This is a genomic window from Cellulomonas persica (assembly GCF_007989825.1).
Lineage (GTDB): Bacteria > Actinomycetota > Actinomycetes > Actinomycetales > Cellulomonadaceae > Cellulomonas > Cellulomonas persica.
The window spans coordinates 1-14,714 of the sequence record NZ_BJUA01000003.1 but is presented as its reverse complement, the minus strand read 5'-3'; the positions used below and the strand labels follow the sequence as shown (position 1 = coordinate 14,714).

General features: G+C 74.3%; 17 protein-coding genes and 1 riboswitch. Of the genes, 8 read left to right on the top strand and 9 right to left on the bottom strand.

The annotated features are described in order from the left end of the window. Positions 1-6 precede the first annotated feature (6 nt). Positions 7-1,866 (top strand): FtsX-like permease family protein, encoded by a 1,860-nt coding sequence (locus CPE01_RS03590; RefSeq protein ID WP_186811394.1) that lies wholly within the window; start codon positions 7-9, stop codon positions 1,864-1,866. A 35-nt stretch (positions 1,867-1,901) separates the two neighbouring features. Here the strand turns inward: CPE01_RS03590 and CPE01_RS03585 are convergent, their stop codons facing one another. Continuing rightward, the gene (locus CPE01_RS03585) at positions 1,902-2,465 is read right to left on the bottom strand and encodes an ArsR/SmtB family transcription factor (protein ID WP_146805290.1); all 564 of its coding nucleotides are present in this window, start codon (positions 2,463-2,465) and stop codon (positions 1,902-1,904) included. A gap of 54 nt (positions 2,466-2,519) precedes the next feature. Between CPE01_RS03585 and CPE01_RS03580 the strand changes: the two genes are divergently transcribed. Beyond that, positions 2,520-3,884 (top strand): MFS transporter, encoded by a 1,365-nt coding sequence (locus tag CPE01_RS03580; protein ID WP_146805289.1) that lies wholly within the window; start codon positions 2,520-2,522, stop codon positions 3,882-3,884. A 21-nt stretch (positions 3,885-3,905) separates the two neighbouring features. Here CPE01_RS03580 and CPE01_RS03575 read toward each other — a convergent pair whose 3' ends face one another. The 3 genes from CPE01_RS03575 to CPE01_RS03565 form a co-directional block, all read right to left on the bottom strand. Next, positions 3,906-4,895 carry a hypothetical protein gene (locus CPE01_RS03575; RefSeq protein ID WP_146805288.1) on the bottom strand — a complete coding sequence of 330 codons (990 nt, stop codon included), beginning with the start codon at positions 4,893-4,895 and terminating at the stop codon, positions 3,906-3,908. Continuing rightward, the gene (locus CPE01_RS03570; protein ID WP_146805287.1) at positions 4,871-5,323 is read right to left on the bottom strand and encodes a GntR family transcriptional regulator; all 453 of its coding nucleotides are present in this window, start codon (positions 5,321-5,323) and stop codon (positions 4,871-4,873) included. Before CPE01_RS03570 ends, CPE01_RS03575 begins: the two co-directional genes overlap by 25 nt. Before the next feature lie 72 nt (positions 5,324-5,395). Next, positions 5,396-6,208, bottom strand: coding sequence for an exodeoxyribonuclease III (locus tag CPE01_RS03565; protein ID WP_146805286.1), 813 nt, complete (start codon positions 6,206-6,208; stop codon positions 5,396-5,398). A gap of 225 nt (positions 6,209-6,433) precedes the next feature. Between CPE01_RS03565 and CPE01_RS03560 the strand changes: the two genes are divergently transcribed. Further along, a complete protein-coding gene (locus tag CPE01_RS03560; protein ID WP_146805285.1) occupies positions 6,434-7,369 on the top strand; it encodes a M15 family metallopeptidase in 936 nt (311 codons plus the stop codon). Positions 7,370-7,373: 4 nt separating this feature from the next. Here CPE01_RS03560 and CPE01_RS03555 read toward each other — a convergent pair whose 3' ends face one another. From CPE01_RS03555 to CPE01_RS03540, 4 genes are all read right to left on the bottom strand, one after another. Then, complete coding sequence (locus tag CPE01_RS03555) at positions 7,374-7,730, bottom strand: hypothetical protein (RefSeq protein ID WP_146805284.1); 357 nt, start codon at positions 7,728-7,730, stop codon at positions 7,374-7,376. A 99-nt stretch (positions 7,731-7,829) separates the two neighbouring features. After that, the gene (locus CPE01_RS03550) at positions 7,830-8,714 is read right to left on the bottom strand and encodes a bifunctional methylenetetrahydrofolate dehydrogenase/methenyltetrahydrofolate cyclohydrolase (protein WP_146805283.1); all 885 of its coding nucleotides are present in this window, start codon (positions 8,712-8,714) and stop codon (positions 7,830-7,832) included. Between the two features lie 11 nt (positions 8,715-8,725). After that, positions 8,726-10,009, bottom strand: coding sequence for a serine hydroxymethyltransferase (gene glyA / locus CPE01_RS03545; RefSeq protein ID WP_146805282.1), 1,284 nt, complete (start codon positions 10,007-10,009; stop codon positions 8,726-8,728). A gap of 76 nt (positions 10,010-10,085) precedes the next feature. Continuing rightward, positions 10,086-10,176, bottom strand: a riboswitch (ZMP/ZTP riboswitch). Positions 10,177-10,318: 142 nt separating this feature from the next. After that, on the bottom strand, positions 10,319-10,804 hold the full coding sequence (locus CPE01_RS03540) for a MarR family winged helix-turn-helix transcriptional regulator (RefSeq protein ID WP_246783744.1): 486 nt from the start codon (positions 10,802-10,804) through the stop codon (positions 10,319-10,321). Between the two features lie 148 nt (positions 10,805-10,952). Between CPE01_RS03540 and CPE01_RS03535 the strand changes: the two genes are divergently transcribed. The 5 genes from CPE01_RS03535 to CPE01_RS03515 all read left to right on the top strand — a co-directional run bounded on the left by CPE01_RS03535 (position 10,953) and on the right by CPE01_RS03515 (position 14,048). Further along, positions 10,953-11,981, top strand: a complete 1,029-nt coding sequence (locus CPE01_RS03535) for a DMT family transporter (RefSeq protein WP_146805280.1) — start codon at positions 10,953-10,955, stop codon at positions 11,979-11,981. Positions 11,982-12,011: 30 nt separating this feature from the next. After that, positions 12,012-12,527, top strand: coding sequence for an AAA family ATPase (locus CPE01_RS03530; protein WP_146805279.1), 516 nt, complete (start codon positions 12,012-12,014; stop codon positions 12,525-12,527). Between the two features lie 157 nt (positions 12,528-12,684). Continuing rightward, positions 12,685-13,032: an ArsR/SmtB family transcription factor gene (locus CPE01_RS03525; protein WP_146805278.1), complete on the top strand. Its 348-nt coding sequence runs from the start codon at positions 12,685-12,687 to the stop codon at positions 13,030-13,032. Next, the gene (locus CPE01_RS03520) at positions 13,029-13,502 is read left to right on the top strand and encodes an SRPBCC family protein (protein WP_146805277.1); all 474 of its coding nucleotides are present in this window, start codon (positions 13,029-13,031) and stop codon (positions 13,500-13,502) included. Before CPE01_RS03525 ends, CPE01_RS03520 begins: the two co-directional genes overlap by 4 nt. A gap of 33 nt (positions 13,503-13,535) precedes the next feature. After that, on the top strand, positions 13,536-14,048 hold the full coding sequence (locus CPE01_RS03515) for a VOC family protein (RefSeq protein ID WP_146805276.1): 513 nt from the start codon (positions 13,536-13,538) through the stop codon (positions 14,046-14,048). Here CPE01_RS03515 and CPE01_RS03510 read toward each other — a convergent pair. Then, positions 14,006-14,714: aminoglycoside 3'-phosphotransferase (locus CPE01_RS03510; protein WP_186811393.1), on the bottom strand; the 709-nt coding region annotated here is incomplete at its 5' end. The two genes, CPE01_RS03515 and CPE01_RS03510, sit on opposite strands and share 43 nt — an antisense overlap.

The following is a 14,714-nucleotide window of genomic DNA, read 5'->3' as shown; positions in this document are numbered from 1 at the left end:
GGGAGCATGATGGCCACCGCTCTCGTGCTCCTCCTCGCGGGCGCCCTGGTGTCGATGACCGGCTGGCTCCTGGTCGCGGGACTGTCCGCCGGCCCCGACGACACGAGGGGCACCGAGCTGGTGGCGCTGTCGACGTCGTTCGCGGGCACCGCGCTCTCGCTCGTCGTGCTCGTCGTGGCGGCCACCGTGACGCTCGCCCTGCGCCAGCGTCGGCGCGAGCTCGCGCTGCTGCGCGCGGTCGGTGCGACCGGCCGGCAGGTGCGACGACTCGTGAACGGCGAGGTCCTGTCCCTCACGCTCGGCGCCGCGCCGGTGGGTGCGCTGCTCGGGATCGCGCTCGCGTGGCTCCTGCGGCCCGTGCTCGAGGACGCGGGGTTCGCCGTGCCGCAGGTCGACCCGCTGCTCGCACCGCTGCCGGTGCTGGGCGCGACGCTCCTGCTCGTGCCCACGGGCCTCGTGGCCGCACGGCTCGCCGCGCGCGAGTCCCTGCGCCTGTCGCCCACCGCCGCGGTCGGCGGGAGCCGCGTGGAGTCGCGCGAGGTCGGCCGGGTGCGCCGCGTGTCCGCGCTCGTGCTCGCTCTCGGCGGGCTCGTCGTCGCGTGCAGCCCGCTGTTCGTCCCCGGCTCGATGGGGGCCGCGACGGCCGCGACGTCGGCCTTCCTGCTCGTCGCCGCGGCGGCGCTCGCCGGCCCGGTCCTCGTGGCCTGGACGTTCGACCGCGTCGCCCGGGTGAGCAACGGCGGCGGCCGGAGCGCCACGACCCGGCTCGCGCTCGCGAACGTCCGTGGGTTCTCGCGCCGCCTGACCACGGTCGTCGTCCCGCTCGCGCTCATGCTCGCGATCGGCACCGTGCAGACGAGCGTCAACGACGCCGTGACGCGCGCCGCGGACCAGCAGCTCACCGAGGCGATCGGGGCCGACCTCGTCGTCACCGGCCCCGCCGGGCTGACGCGCGCGGACGTCGCCACGATCGGCGCTCTCGACGGCGTCGCCGTGACGCCGCTGTCCGCCGTGCCCGCCGAGGTCCGCACCGAGTCGGACGACACGTTCGGCGAGGGGCTCTCGTGGGAGACGACCGGCATGCGCGTCGTGCCGGCGGCCACCGGACCGGACGTGCTCGACCCGGGCATGGTCGACGGCTCCCTTTCCGACCTGGCCCGGCCCGGCACGGTCGCGGTCAGCACGGATGCGCGCTTCGAGCTCGGTGTGCGCCTGGGCGGCACCGTCACGTGGCGGCACGCCGGCGCCGTGCACACCTCGCGCGTGGTCGCGGTCTACGAGCGCGGGCTCGCGCTCGGACCGCTCCTCGCGTCCGACGAGGCCCTGCGGGACACGGGCGTGCAGGGCGTCACCGACTCGCTGCTCGTCACGACGCCCTCGCCGGGCGCGGTCGTCGGGGCGCTGTCCGGCACAGGTCTCGTCGCGCAGGGCGTCGACGCCTACGTCCAGGCGGTGGCCGACGCGGCCGCGGCGAGCAGCCGGCTCTCGTCGGTGCTCGTGCTGCTGCTGCTCTCCTTCGCGGGGATCGGCGCGGCGAACGCGGTGGTGCTCGCTACCTCCGGCCGCCGCGACGAGCTGCTGCTCCTGCGCCGGACGGGCGCCACCCGACGCCAGCTGCTCGTCACGACGTTCACGGAGGCGCTCGTCACGGGCGCGAGCGCGTGGACCATCGGTGTGCTGGCCGTGCTGCCGGCCGTGATCGGCGCGACCGTCGGGCTGCTCGGGCCGGCGCTGCCGGCGATCGACCTGACGACGACCGGCCTGCTCACCGTCGCTGTGCTCGCCATCCCCGTCGTGTGCACCCTGGCGACCGTCGCACGGGCGCAGCGGGCGGACTCACTCGCCGGGGGTCGTGACGACTCGTGAGCGCCGACCCGTGAAGGGCTGCCCGGGTCCGTCGCTCAGGTGGGCGACGGGCCCGGGTCGCGTCGCTGCACGTCCTCGTGCATCGAGAAGAACAGCGAGTACGGCGTCCCGTCCGGGTCGGACGGGCGCTGCGCGTACTCCTGGAAGAGGGCTTCGAGCTTCCCGAGGAGCTCGCGGGTCGCCTCGGCGTCGAGGCGCAGCCCCAGGCGGACCATCGGCTGGTCGTCCAGGTTCTCGACGAGGGCGAGCTCCTGCAGGAACGCGTCGACGAGCACGCGCGCCTGGCCGGGCTGCGACGGCGAGCGCCACGACTTGCGGGTCGCGCGGTACGGGACCTCGCGTGCGCCGCGCGTACCGCGCCGGGCGGGTTCGGCGGCGAGGAAACCGCGGTCGACGAGCGTGCGCACGTGGTGCAGGACCGTCGCGGGGTTCCGCCCGAGGCGCTGGGCGATCTCGCGGTTGGTGAGCGACTCGTCGAGGCAGAGCCGCAGGATCCGGATGCGCAGCGTCGAGGCGAGCGCGCGCGCGTCGGCGTCGGGGTCGTCGCTGACCTCGGGCGCGACCGGGCGGGCCGGTGCGGGCGACGGGTCGGGGGTCATGGGCCCATCCTGCCACTGATTGACTTTTCCCAATCACTCGCGGATCCTGGCGGCGTGACGACACCCCAGCCCGCCGCCGCACCCGCGCACGACGCGGCCCAGCACCCGGACCCGGCGCCAGGCCCGACCCCTGCCGCGGCGCAGGCCCCCGCGCACCGACGGTCGCTCCTGCACCACCGCGACTTCCGGTGGCTTTGGGCGGGCGACGCCGCCGGCCAGCTCGGCGCGCAGCTCACCGCGCTCGTCCTGCCGGTCTACGCGGTCGAGCGCCTGCACGCGAGCGAGTGGCAGATGGGACTGCTCAGCGCGGCCGAGACGGCGGCGTTCCTCGTCATCGGCCTGCCGGCCGGTGCGTGGGTCGACCGCATGCGCAAGCGGCGCGTCCTCATCGTCGCCGACCTGGTGCGCGCGGCCGTGCTCGCGATCGTCGTCGCGACGGCCGCGACCGGGCACGCCTCGGTCGCGCTGCTCGTCGCGGCGGCCACGGCGGTCTCGGTCGCGAACGTGTTCTTCGACGTGTCGCACCAGAGCTACGTCCCGGGCCTCGTCGGGCTCGACCACATCGTCGAAGGCAACTCGAAGCTGCAGGCCACGCAGTCCGTCGCGATGGTCGCCGCCCCTGCGATCGGCGGCGCACTCCTGCGCGTCGTCGCCGCGCCGGCCCTCATCGCGGTCACCGTGGTGACCTACCTGTTCTCCGCGTTCGGCGTCGGCCGGATCGCGCACCGCGAGGCGACGCCCTCACCCGACGACCGACGCCCGCTGCGCAGCGAGATCGCCGAAGGGCTCGCGTTCGTCGTCCGCCAGCCGATCCTGCGGCGGATCGTCGCGACCACGTCGATCGGGAACTTCGGCGGCGCGGTCTCGGGCGCGGTCATGGTGATCTTCGCGCTGCGCACGCTCGGGCTCGACACCGCCGCGTACGGCACGGTCGTCTCCGCGGCGGCCGTCGGCGGGCTGACCGGGGCGTTCGCCGCCGACCGGATCAGCCGCCGGGTCGGCGAGGCGCGCGTGATCCCGATCTCGGCGCTCGCCTTCATCCCGGCCGCCGTGCTCACCCCGCTCGCGGCGAGCCTGCCGGTCTCACCGCAGGTCGTGCTGATCGTCGGCGGCGTGGTGCTCAACTTCGCGGTCCTGGTCTACAACATCGCGCAGGTCAGCTTCCGCCAGCGGCTGTGCCCGCCCGCGCTGCTCGGGCGCATGAACGCCTCCGTGCGGTTCATCGTGTGGGGCGTCATGCCGCTGGGCGGCCTCGTCGGGGGCTGGTTGGGCCACGCCTGGGGCGTGCTGCCGACGCTGTGGGTGTCCGCCGCGATCACCGCACTGTCGGTGCTCCCGGTGGTCGTCTCGCCCCTGCTCGGCATGCGCGAGCTCCCGGTCCCGGAGCCCGACGACCAGCCCGCCGCGCCGCAGGCCTGAACCCTCCGACGCACCTGGGCGTCAGACCGCGGCGGCACCGCTCGGGTGCGCAGCAGCGACCGCGTGCGCGTCGGGGCGGGAGCGCAGGGAGCCGAACCACGCGACGGCGAGCGCCGCGAGCGCGACCCCGATCGCGGCTGCCGTGACGACGCTCCCGGCCACCGCCCACCGCTCGAACAACACGCCGGCGTCACCGCCCTCGGCACCGGGCGTCGGCGTACCGACATCCTCCATCGCCGCGCCGGCCACGGCCAGCAGCACCACCAGCACACCCGCGACGACCGCCTGGCTGCCGGCCGCGACCCGGCGTGCCGCCAGCTTCCGCAGCGCGAGGTCGTCGGCCACCGAGACGTCCGGCACCGCACGGCGCTGCGTGATCTGCCGCAGCACCACCTCGGTCCCCGCCAGCACGAGCGCCACCGTGATGAGGGCGCCCACGCCGTGCGGCAGCCCGGGGAAGGGCGTGGCCCGCCCCCAGCCCTCGTCGGCCTGCACGGTCAACCCACGCCCCGTCTCGTCGGCGACCACCGCGCACACCACGGCGACCACCACGACGCACGCCGCCCACACCCACGCCATCCGCCGCGGCCAGGACGCGGCCACCTGGCGCACCGACCGCACGACGAGGGGCGCCCGACGAGCGGCGCCCGAGGGGCGCGGCCAGGTGCCCTCCCCCACGGCGTGCACCGCGAGGAACGCGAGCGCGACGAGGAGCGCGGCGCACCAGACCCCGACCTCGTCGATCCGCGCCGCCAGGGCGACGAGCACCGGGGAGAGGAACGCCGCGCCCCCGGCGGCGACCCAGGCCAGCCCCGCGGTCGTCGCGGCGCGCCGACGTGCGGCGTCGAGCGCCGTCGGCACCGACTCGAAGGGCACGCCCTGGTCGTCGTACGGGCTCGTGCGTGAGGCCCCCTGCCCCGCGCGCACGGCCATGACGACGATGAGGACGACCAGCGCCACGGTCATCAGGAGCATGACCAGCAGGATCAGGATCCAGAACGGGGCGGCCATGTGGCCTCCTTCTCGCGTGCAGGGGCCCCGGCGGGCGGCCGGGACGTCTGGAGTGCACCGCGCACGAGCGCGAGCGCGTCCTCGTCGGACAGACCGCCGCGGCGTGCCGCCGCGACGAACTCACGCGCGGCACGGGCGGGCGCGTCGTCGACCGGTTCGACCCCGGCCGCGACCACGGTCCCGGTGCGCCGCCGCGTGACGACCACACCCGCCGCCTCGAGCTCGCGGTAGGCGCGCGCCACGGTCCCCGGGGCGATGCCGAGGTCGGCCGCGAACGCGCGGATGGTCGGCAGGCGGGCGCCGGTGCGCAGACGCCCGGCAGCGACGTAGCCGGTCACCTGCTGGCGGATCTGCTCGAACGGCGGGACCGACGACGCGAGGTCGAGCTCGACCACGAGCCCGTCGCCCCCGCCGACGTCCTCCGTCACCGCACGCTCCCGCCATCCGTCAATGAGTCAATACATTGATACATTGACGGATGGCGGGAGGTCAAGCGTCGGCTACAGGTCGTACTCCACGACGAGCGGCGCGTGGTCGGAGAAGCGCGCGTCGTACGTCGCCGCACGGTCGACCGTCGCACTCACGGCCGCGTCCGCGAGGTCCGGCGTGGCGAACTGGTAGTCGATGCGCCACCCGGCGTCGTTGTCGAACGCCTTGCCCCGCCACGACCACCACGTGAACGGTCCCGGCCCCTCGCCCCCGAGCTCACGGCCCAGGTCCCGCCAGCCGAGGTCGTCGAGCCAGCGGTCCAGGTAGGCCCGCTCGGCCGGCAGGAAGCCCGCGCTCGTGAGGTTGCCCTTCCAGTTCTTGATGTCCGGCTCGCGGTGCGCGATGTTCACGTCGCCCGCGACCACCGCGTAGCCGCCCGCCGCGGAGATCTCCGCGAGCCGCGCGGTCATCACCTCGAGGAACGCGAACTTCTCGTCCATCGACGGCGTGTTGAGCGTGCCGGAGTGCACGTAGGTGGACACCACCGTGACGGTGCGCGGCGGCGCGCCGTCGTGCGACGCGATCTCCAGGTCAGCCTCGACCCAGCGCCCCGAGTCGCCCGGCACGCCCGTGCCGAGACCGATGCGGATCGCGGACATCGGCAGCCGCGTCGCGATCGCCACACCCGAGCGCCCCTTGGTCTGGCTCTCCTCGTGCGCGAGGTGCCACTCGCCTGCGGGCAGGTGGTCGGCCAGGATCTCGTCGCTCGCTCGCACCTCCTGCAGCAGCAGGACGTCGGGCTTGCGGCTCTCGAGCCAGTCCCCCATCCCGCGGCGGAAGGCCGCCCGGATCCCGTTGACGTTGACGGTGGCGATGCTGAGCACTGCGTTCCTCTCCGACGAGCACGACGAGCCGCGTCCGCGGCCCGGACGATCCTGCCCCACACCACCGACGCGCTCCGTACCCGTCCACGCCACCCGGCGGCCCGGGGCGCGTATCACCGCACCGAGCACGAGCACCTTGCCTACGAGTGCTACGACGAGCCCGCGCGGCCCGCACCGGACGTCGACCAGATCTCGACGACGAGTTCCGATCTACGGGAGGTCCCCGTGGCGACGCTCAACGGCTGGCCCGCGGTCGGCGAGTCTGCGGTCGTGCGGATGTTCGTCGGCGGCGACGCCAACGGCGCGACCGTCCTCTCGGGCGACGTGGCGACCGCGTTCCGCTGGCTCCTGGAGCAGTTCCACGCCCGGGTCGAGCCGATCAAGGAGGTCAACGGCTGGCGCTCGGCCGCCTTCAACAAGCAGATCGGCGGCGCCGCACGCTCGAACCACATCAGCGGGACCGCGGTCGACGTCAACGGCGCCAAGCACCCGTTCGAGCACCACCACCCCGGCAGGCCGTACTCGTCGGGGTTCACGAACGCCCAGGGCCGCACGGTGCGCGCGATCCTCAAGGAGTCCGGCGGCCTGTTCGGGTGGGGGTTGGACTTCCCCGTCGGGCGGCGCGACGCGATGCACTTCGAGCTCGCGAACGGCACGACGAAGGCGGACGTCGCGAGCTTCGTCGCGAAGCTCCGGGCAGGGAAGGCTGCGACGCTCGCAGCCACGACGCAGGAAGAGGAGGAGGACATGCCGACCGCCGAGGAGATCGCCCAGGCCGTGTGGTCCTACCGGAACGCCGAGCTCGAGCGCAAGGACACGTACGCGATCCTGCGGCGCACCAGCGCCAACGCGGAGGCCGCCGCGCACGCGGCGATCGACGCGCAGGGCATCGCCGACGCCATCGCAGCCGCGCTGCCCGACGGCAACCTGACCCGCGCTGACGTGCGCCGCGCGGCACGGCTGGCGATCCAGGACGTCCTGGCCGCCCAGGCACCCGCACCCGAGCCCAAGGCTCCGTCCGCCGGGAAGAAGTCGGCGGCCGGGCCCAAGGCAGCCGGGCCCAAGGCAGCCGGGCCCAAGGCAGCCGGGACGAAGGCAGCCGGGACGAAGGCGGGGCCCAAGGCCGCGGCGGGCGCGAAGGAGCCGGCGCCGACGGCCTGAGGCGTCACTCCTCCTGGGCGAGCTGCGTCGTCAGCCGTGCCCGCGCGGCCGCCTTCTCCGCGGCCTCACGGTCGGCGCGTTGCTGCGCGAGCTCGGCCTCGACCGCCGCGTCCCGAACGGCGAGCGCCGCGATGTCGACGTTCGTCGCGAGCTGCCACACGCCGATCAGCGTCGTCACCAGCCCGACGACGGCCGACAGGCACGCGACGACGACGACCAGCCCGTCGAACCCGGACGAGAGGCCGTCGTTCCCCGCGGCGAGGTACGGGTCGCGCACCCAGAACGCGATGACCACGCCCGACACCAGCAGGCCGAGGCCCCAGGTCAGGGTCTTGGCGGACTCGCCGTACCTCCGTGCCATCGCAGCCTCCTCGCCGCTCGTCGTCCGACGGCAGCGTAGACGCCGACGGGCGGCCCGCGGGGGTGTTCCGCAGGCCGCCCGTCGGGCGTGCGTGAGGCGTCAGGAGGCGGCGAGGCGCTCCGCGGTGTCCACGACGTTGCTCAGGAGCATCGCGCGGGTCATCGGGCCGACACCGCCGGGGTTGGGCGAGACCCAGCTCGCGACCTCGCGCACGCCCGCGTCCACGTCCCCGACGACGCGGCTCTTGCCGGTCTCGGGGTCGGTCGCACGCGAGACGCCGACGTCGACCACGACCGCGCCCGGCTTGACGAGGTCCGCCGTGATGATCCCCGGTACGCCCGCGGCGGCGACGATCACGTCGGCGTTGCGGGTGTGCTCGGCGAGGTCAGCCGTGCCGGTGTGGGTCAGCGTGACGGTCGCGTTGACCTCACGCCGCGTGAGCAGCAGCCCGATCGAGCGCCCCACGGTCACGCCGCGGCCGACGACGACGACGTCCGCGCCGCGCAGGTCGACGCCGTGCCGCTCGACGAGCTCGATGATGCCGCGCGGCGTGCACGGCAGCGGGCTCGTGACCGGCTCGTTGACGCGCAGGACCAGGCGCCCGAGGTTCGTCGGGTGCAGGCCGTCCGCGTCCTTGTCCGGGTCGATCAGCTCGAGCACGCGGTGCGTGTCGATGCCGCGCGGCAGCGGGAGCTGGACGATGAAGCCCGTGCAGGCGGGGTTCTCGTTGAGCCGCCGCACGGCCGCCTCGATGTCCTCCTGCGTCGCGTCGCCGGGCAGCTCCTCCTGGATGGAGGCGATGCCGACCTCGGCGCAGTCGCGGTGCTTGCCGGCGACGTACCACCTGCTGCCCGGGTCGTCGCCGACGAGGAGCGTGCCGAGGCCGGGGGTCACGCCACGCGCCGCGAGTGCCGCGACGCGCTGCGTGAGCTCCGCCTTGATCGCGGCCGCCGTGGCGGTCCCGTCGAGGATCTGAGCCGTCATCGTCGAGCCTCTCAGTACTGCTGCAGGTTCGGGTACAGCGGGAACGCCGCCGTCAGCGCCGCGACGCGCTTCGTGAGCGCCTCGGTGTCCGCCGCCTCACCCTGCACGAGGGCCGTGGCGATGATGTCCGCGACCTCGGTGAACTCCGCGTCGCCGAAGCCGCGCGTGGCGAGCGCCGGCGTGCCGATGCGCAGACCGGAGGTGACCATCGGCGGCCGCGGGTCGTTCGGCACCGCGTTGCGGTTCACGGTGATGCCCGCCTCGTGCAGGAGGTCCTCGGCCTGCTTGCCGTCGATCGCCGCGTTGCGCAGGTCGACGAGCACGAGGTGCACGTCGGTGCCGCCCGAGCGGATGGTGATGCCCGCCTCGGCGACGTCCGGCTGCGTGAGGCGCTCGGCGAGGATCGCGGCGCCGCGCACCGTGCGCTCCTGGCGGTCGCGGAACTCGGGCGTCGCCGCGATCTTGAACGCGACGGCCTTGGCGGCGACCACGTGCATGAGCGGACCACCCTGCTGGCCCGGGAACACCGCGGAGTTGATCTTCTTCGCGATGTCCGCGTCGTTGGTCAGGATGAAGCCCGAGCGGGGGCCGCCGATGGTCTTGTGCACCGTCGACGACACGACGTGCGCGTGCGGGACGGGCGACGGGTGCACGCCCGCGGCGACGAGGCCCGCGAAGTGCGCCATGTCGACCCACAGGTACGCGCCGACCTCGTCGGCGATCTCACGGAACGCGGCGAAGTCGAGCTGGCGCGGGTAGGCCGACCAGCCCGCGATGATCACCTTGGGCTGGTGCTCGATCGCGAGGCGGCGGACCTCCGCCATGTCGACCAGCGAGGTCTCCTCGTCGACGCCGTACGCGACGACGTCGTACAGGCGGCCCGAGAAGTTGATCTTCATGCCGTGGGTCAGGTGGCCGCCCTGGTCGAGCGCGAGGCCCAGGATCGTGTCGCCCGGACGCGCGAGCGCGTGCAGGACGGCGGCGTTGGCCGTCGCGCCGGAGTGCGGCTGGACGTTCGCGAACTGCGCGCCGAACAGGGACTTGGCCCGCTCGATCGCGATGTTCTCGGCGATGTCGACCTGCTCGCAGCCGCCGTAGTAGCGGCGGCCCGGGTAGCCCTCGGCGTACTTGTTCGTCAGGACCGAGCCCTGCGCCTGCAGCACGGCCAGCGGGACGAAGTTCTCGCTCGCGATCATCTCGAGGGTGCCCTGCTGGCGGGCGAGCTCACCGTCGAGGACGGCGGCGATCTCCGGGTCGAGGTCGGCGATGTTCTGGTTCAGCACGTTGTCGCTCATTGCGGCAGCTCCTGTTGCAGGTGGCCGTGCGGGCGCGATCGGCGCCCATGCACGCGGACGGTCCGGTGATGAGGCGACCGAGGGCCCAGGCGTCCGACCCCGTGGTCCAGCTGCTTCGTCGCTCCCCGGTGGTGACCCACCTCGTTGCGCCAGTTGCGACGCGCACAGACTAGCAAGGCGCAAGGTCCCGCCGACGACTCCTTTCACCTCCACCACACCCGCACACCCTGCGGCGACCTGCGCCGCCGCCTGCCCCACCCTGCGGCGACGGCAGCTCTGCCATCGCTGCATCCATCCCTGCGCGGGCGCTCAGGGGGTGGGTGGGGGGTCTTCCAGGCGCGCGAGCCAGCGGGTGAGGATGCCGCGCAGCGCCTCGACGTCGGCGGGGTCCAGCGCGGCGAGCAGGCGGTGCTCGTTGGCGAGGTGGTCGGTGAAGGCGGCGTCGATGAGCGTCCGCCCGGCGTCGGTGAGCGCCACGACCCTCGCGCGGGCGTCACGCTCGGCGACACGGCGCGTGACGAGCCCGGCGGCCTCGAGCCGGTCGATTCGCTTGGTCATGCCACCGCTCGTGACCAGCGTGTGCTCGGCGAGGTCGCCAGCCGTGCGCTCGTACGGCGCTCCTGCGCGGCGCAGCGTGGCGAGCACGTCGAAGTCCCCCTCGCTCAGGCCGTGCTGCCGGTAGACGGCGACGAGCTCGTCGGTGAGGTGCCCGGCGACGCGGTGCAGCCGCCCGATCACGCCCTGCGGGCTCGGGTCGAGGTCGGGCCGCTCGCGGCGCCACGCCGCCTGGATCAGGTCGAGCCGGTCGGGCGGTGCGGAGCGGTCGGGCCGGTCGGGTGGGGCCGGGCGATCCGTGCGGCGCGGGCCGACCGTGTCGGCGTCGCGCGCGGAGGGAGAGGTCACGGGGGTGACTATATCTTCCCCGCAAGATATATTGTCTTCCATGGAAGGAAATCTGCGCTGGATGCTGGTGACCGCGTTCGCCCCGATCACCTGGGGGGCGAGCTACTACGTGACGCGCCACCTGCTCCCGGCCGACTCCCCGCTGTGGGGCTCGGCGCTGCGCGCGCTGCCCGCCGGCCTGATCCTGCTGCTCGTCGCCCGGCGCCTGCCGCGCGGCTCGTGGTGGTGGCGCTCGCTCGTGCTGGGCACGCTCAACATGGGCGCGTTCTTCGTCCTGGTGTACGTCGCCGCACAGCTCCTGCCGACGAGCGTCGCCGCGACCGTCATGGCGACGTCTCCCCTGGTCATGATGCTCATGGCGTGGGCGCTCGTCGCGCAGCGGCCGGCCGCGCCCGCGGTCGCGGGCGGCCTTCTCGGGCTCGCGGGCGTCGCCGCGATGGTGCTCACCGGCACCGGGAGCATCGACGCGCGGGGCGTCCTGGCGTCGGTCACGGCCATGCTGATGTCGAGCGTGGGGTTCGTGCTCGCGCAGCGGTGGCGCGACGACGACGTGGACGTCCTCGCCTCGACCTCGTGGCAGCTCGTCGCGGGCGGGAGCACGCTCGTCGTCGCCGCCGTCGTCGTCGAGGGCGCTCCCCCGTCGCTCGACGGCGCCGCGTGGGGCGGCCTCGCCTTCCTGTCGCTCGCCGCGACCGCGGTCGCCTACCTGGCGTGGTTCGGCGGCCTGCGGCACCTGCCCGCCGGGACCGTCGGGCTCGTCGGCCTGCTCAACCCCGTGACCGGCCTGGCCCTGGGCCTCCTCGTCGGGGGTGAGCGACTGTCCGCCCAGCAGGCCGTCGGCGCGCTCGTCGTCCTCGCGGGCGTCGTCCTGGGCCACCCCGCGCTCTCCCGCCGAGCGCGCGCGGCCCGCGAGCTCACCGTGGCCGAGGGCACGCGGTCGAAGGAGACCCGTCGCCACACCGGAGCGCTCGCCCCAGCCGCCGACGACGCACCCGCTCCCGACGCGGCGGGGCGCAGGAAGCCCGCAGCCGCACGCGAGCCGGTCGAGTCCGCGACCAGCACCCGCTGACCGCCGCCGGCGGCCGGTAGCGTCGCCTGCGTGATCCTCTGGCTCAACGGACCGTTCGGCGTCGGCAAGACGACCTGCGCGACCGAGCTCGTCGCCCAGCACCCCGGGGCGCGGACTCACGACCCCGAGGTGCTCGGATGGTGGCTGGGCCGCACGCTCGGGCGCGTCACCGGCACGAGCGACTACCAGGACCTGCGCGCATGGCGGCGCGGCACGGTGCGGGCGGCCGCACGCCGCGCCCGGCTCGGCGGCGTGCTCGTCGTGCCGATGACGCTGCTGCACCCGGGGCACGCCGACGAGGTGCTGGGCGGCCTCGCCGCGCGCGGGCACGACGTCCGGCACGTGACGCTGCACGCGTCGCCCGACGAGCTGCGCCGGCGCATCGAGGGCGACGACACCGACCCCGGCGCGCGGCAGTGGCGCCTCGACCAGGCCGAGCGCTACGTCGCCGTCGGGCACCGACTCGCCGGGCGCGGGCCCGTGGTGACGGTCGACGGGCGCACTCCCGCGGAGGTCGCGGCGGCCGTGCTCGCCCATCTGGGCTGACGCGGGACGACCCCTTGCGGCATGCGACCGACCGGCGTAGCGTCCTATTCAACCTGACAGTTGAATAGCCTGATCGCAGCATCCCGACATCAGCAAGGTCGCAGGTCCCGCCGACCGCAGCACGGTCGGCGCCCCCTGCGGCCGGGAGGACGCACCTGTGACCCAGGACGACGACGAACGGCTCGACCGGGCATTCCTGGCCCTGGCCGATCCCGTCCGTCGCCAGATCGTCGCGCGGCTCTCGCGCGGCCCCGCAGGAGTCAACGAGCTCGCCGAACCGCACGCCATCTCACTGCAGGCGGTCTCCAAGCACATCCACGTGCTGGAGCAGGCGGGACTCGTCACCCGCACGCGCGACGCCCAGCGCCGGCCCGTGCACCTGGCCCCCGAGGCGCTCGAACGCCTCACCGCGTGGATCGACCACTACCGGCTCGTCCACGAACGCAGGTTCCGGTCCCTCGACGCGCTCCTCGCGCAGGACCCCGCTCAGCAGGAGGACCCATGACGCACCCGGTTCACGTCGACGCACCCGAAGGCGTCCCGTTCATCGACATCACGCGCGAGTTCGACGCGCCCGTCTCCCGCGTGTTCGCCGCGCACGCCGACCCCGCGCTCGTCGCGAAGTGGATGGGACCCGACCGCCTCGCGACCGACATCACCGAGTGGGACTTCGTCTCCGGCGGCCGGTGGGCCTTCCAGCAGACCGAGCCCGGGGGCGAGTCGTACGGTTTCCGCGGCACGTTCCACACGGTCCGGACCGACGAGCTCGCGATCCAGACGTTCGAGTTCCTCGGCTTCCCCGACGTCGTGGCGATCGAGACGCTGCGGTTCGTCGACCTCGGCGACGGGCGCACCCGCCTCGAGATCCACTCCGTCTACCCCACCCTCGAGGCCCGCGACGGCATGGTCGCCAGCGGCATGGAGGGCGGACTCACCCAGGGCTACGCCCGCCTCGACGCGATCGTCGCGGCCTGAGCCGCCCACCGAAGAACCGACGAAGGAGCAGGCATGGGCATCGTCCACCCCCATCTCTGGTACAGCGACAACGCGCTCGAGGCCGCCGAGTTCTACGTCTCGGTCTTCCCGAACTCCCGCATCACCCACGTCGTCCACGCGCCCGCCGACATGCCGGGCGTGAGCAAGGGTGCGCCGTTCGTCGTGTCCTTCGAGCTCGACGGGCAGCCGGTCGAGGCGATCTCCGCGGGGCCGTCGCTGCAGCTCAACGCGGCGTTCTCGTTCGTCGTCGACTGCGAGGACCAGGCCGAGATCGACCACTACTGGGACGCGCTCCTGGCCGGCGGCGGGCAGCCGGTCGCGTGTGGCTGGCTCACGGACCGGTTCGGCCTGTCCTGGCAGGTGGTCCCCCGTCGGCTCATGGAGCTCACGTTGTCGCCCGACGCCGACCCCGAGGGCGCCGCGCGCGCCACGCAGGTCATGCTCACGCAGACCAAGCTGGACATCGCCGCGCTCGAGGCCGCCTACCGCGGCGAGAGCCCCGGCTCGCCCCACAGCGCGCGGTAGTACTCCGTGCGCTGCGGGTCGGGGTCGATGCCGTAGGCCTCGAGCACGGCGTCCTCGTAGCCCGGGCCGTAGTTCCAGACGGTGCTCCAGGTCGCGATCGCGAGGTCGGCCCACCGGTCCGCCAGGCCGAGCCGGCCGAGGTCCACGTGCGCGAGCCACGAGCCGTCGTCGGACAGCAGCGTGTTCGGGGCGCACGCGTCGCCGTGGCAGACGACGAGCCGGTCCACGGGCGGCGGCGCCGCGAGTTCCCTCGCCCGGGCCGGGTCGTCCAGCCGCGCGAGCCGGTCCTCGACCGACCACGTGAACGGGCAGTCGTCCACCGGCAGGGCGTCGTGCAGCGCGCGCAGCCCGGCACCGATCGCGCGCGCCGCATCGAGCGGTCGCGCCAGCCACACCGGGTCGACCGCGCTGCGCCCCGGGACCGCCCGCGTGACGAGCCACGCTCCCTCGTCGTCGCTCCCGTGGGCGAGCACCTCGGGGACGGGGGTGTGCGGGCCCGCCCAGGCGAGACGCTCGGCCTCGGCCGCGAGGTCGAGCGGCGTGCCGGCGGGCGCCCACTTCACGTACGCGCCGTGGACCGGGGAGAAGAACGTCGTCCCGCCGTCGTTGTTCTGCCAGACGGCGTGGACGGGCGGGTCGGCGACGAACGGGGCGTCGCCGACGAGC

Coding starts and splice junctions, on each gene's coding strand:
- CPE01_RS03520 (WP_146805277.1), top strand. CDS start 13,029: ATGACGCACCCGGTTCACGTCGACGCACCCGAAGGCGTCCCGTTCATC.
- CPE01_RS03590 (WP_186811394.1), top strand. CDS start 7: ATGATGGCCACCGCTCTCGTGCTCCTCCTCGCGGGCGCCCTGGTGTCG.
- glyA (WP_146805282.1), bottom strand. CDS start 10,009: ATGAGCGACAACGTGCTGAACCAGAACATCGCCGACCTCGACCCGGAG.
- CPE01_RS03555 (WP_146805284.1), bottom strand. CDS start 7,730: ATGGCACGGAGGTACGGCGAGTCCGCCAAGACCCTGACCTGGGGCCTC.
- CPE01_RS03585 (WP_146805290.1), bottom strand. CDS start 2,465: ATGACCCCCGACCCGTCGCCCGCACCGGCCCGCCCGGTCGCGCCCGAG.
- CPE01_RS03515 (WP_146805276.1), top strand. CDS start 13,536: ATGGGCATCGTCCACCCCCATCTCTGGTACAGCGACAACGCGCTCGAG.
- CPE01_RS03535 (WP_146805280.1), top strand. CDS start 10,953: ATGGAAGGAAATCTGCGCTGGATGCTGGTGACCGCGTTCGCCCCGATC.
- CPE01_RS03575 (WP_146805288.1), bottom strand. CDS start 4,895: ATGGCCGCCCCGTTCTGGATCCTGATCCTGCTGGTCATGCTCCTGATG.
- CPE01_RS03550 (WP_146805283.1), bottom strand. CDS start 8,714: ATGACGGCTCAGATCCTCGACGGGACCGCCACGGCGGCCGCGATCAAG.